A 1241-nucleotide genomic window follows, 5' to 3' on the forward strand; every position below is an offset into this window, starting at 1 on the left:
TTTAAAAAAACGTAAACAGAAGGGGGGAAAAAAGTTCGTTGCAACGGCGGTGGGGCATGCCCCATGGGGATTAGGGGTAGCAGAGTATTTTTACAATCTTTACGAATATGATGATGGTACAAGAGAATATGAAGAATTTGACGGTGGTCAGTATCATGAGATGCCTGAGAATGTTGATTACAGTACCAAGGCTCAAGTGAAAGCGTGGATTTATGGGGGCGGTATTCCGAAAAGCGTTCTCAATTACGAACCTCTCATAGATGAGATCAATAAAGAGATCAAAAAATTATCAAAAACCGCAGGAAATAAATATGTTTACAGATAAGCAGCTAAGAGCCTTGTTTGGTATTATAATTTTTATATTTTTATATTTTTTAGGAATTAAAAAAAATCCCTATTTTATCCAAGGTATTTTGATATTTGCATCTTTTGGTTTGATAATAATAACAAATATTTTTGTAATTTTATGCAATTCTCATATTCCTTTTGAGTTGCAGAACAATCCAAAATATAAAGATGATGATACAACAGGTTGGAAGATATTAACACGTGATTTACAACAGTATTTGCACAGACTCTTAAAGCTAATAAGTTTAGCACTTGTCGTTTTAATTTTTCCAAATAGTTATACTGTATTTTGGTATTTAGATATCGTTTTTTGGTACTTTTTTTTAGTTTATTCATTCTTCCTTATGTTGCATACACGCAGTTTAATAAACATGTCCATTTACGCACTACATTTTTATGCTAAAAACCAAAAGTAAAATTTAAAATCACTTGATATTCAATTAGGTAGGTATCAAAATGAAAAAAATTGAAAAAAATAAAAAATACGTATTGACTTTAAGGAAAGGTTCGTTTAGAAAGGCGTCAAGTGCTTAACAACACTTAGCGATAAGCGGATAAACCACGATAAGGTTTTTCCCATTCTTTAAAATACTGACTGTCTTTTATGTTGTGATTAGCATATAATGATTATGTCGGGTGTGGTCACACCATACAATACTCTTTATGAGAAAAGTGTGACGACGGACTTATCGCCGTGTTTGTTAGCACCCGACGCCCTTATGGGGTGTTAATAACAAACCTTTTTTACGATAAGGATTACTAGCATGAACGCTACAGTTAAAAATCAAAAAACATCTCCAAAATATCAACTTACCAATCAAACAATTCTTCGCGAAGGTAAAAAACTTTATCGCATTAAGGCGTTAAGAGATTTTGGTGATGTTAAAGCTGGT

General features: G+C 32.6%; 2 protein-coding genes. Both read left to right on the forward strand.

The annotated features are described in order from the left end of the window. On the forward strand, positions 1–325 hold a 325-nt coding region (locus ACFIMS_RS07715), incomplete at its 5' end, for a hypothetical protein (protein WP_375696574.1). Then, complete coding sequence (locus tag ACFIMS_RS07720) at positions 312–764, forward strand: hypothetical protein (RefSeq protein ID WP_375696575.1); 453 nt, start codon at positions 312–314, stop codon at positions 762–764. The genes ACFIMS_RS07715 and ACFIMS_RS07720, both read left to right, overlap by 14 nt. The last annotated feature ends 477 nt before the right edge of the window (positions 765–1241 follow it).

Origin of the sequence: Bartonella sp. AP331QHHD (genome assembly GCF_042195905.1) — a bacterium.
Classification (GTDB): domain Bacteria; phylum Pseudomonadota; class Alphaproteobacteria; order Rhizobiales; family Rhizobiaceae; genus Bartonella.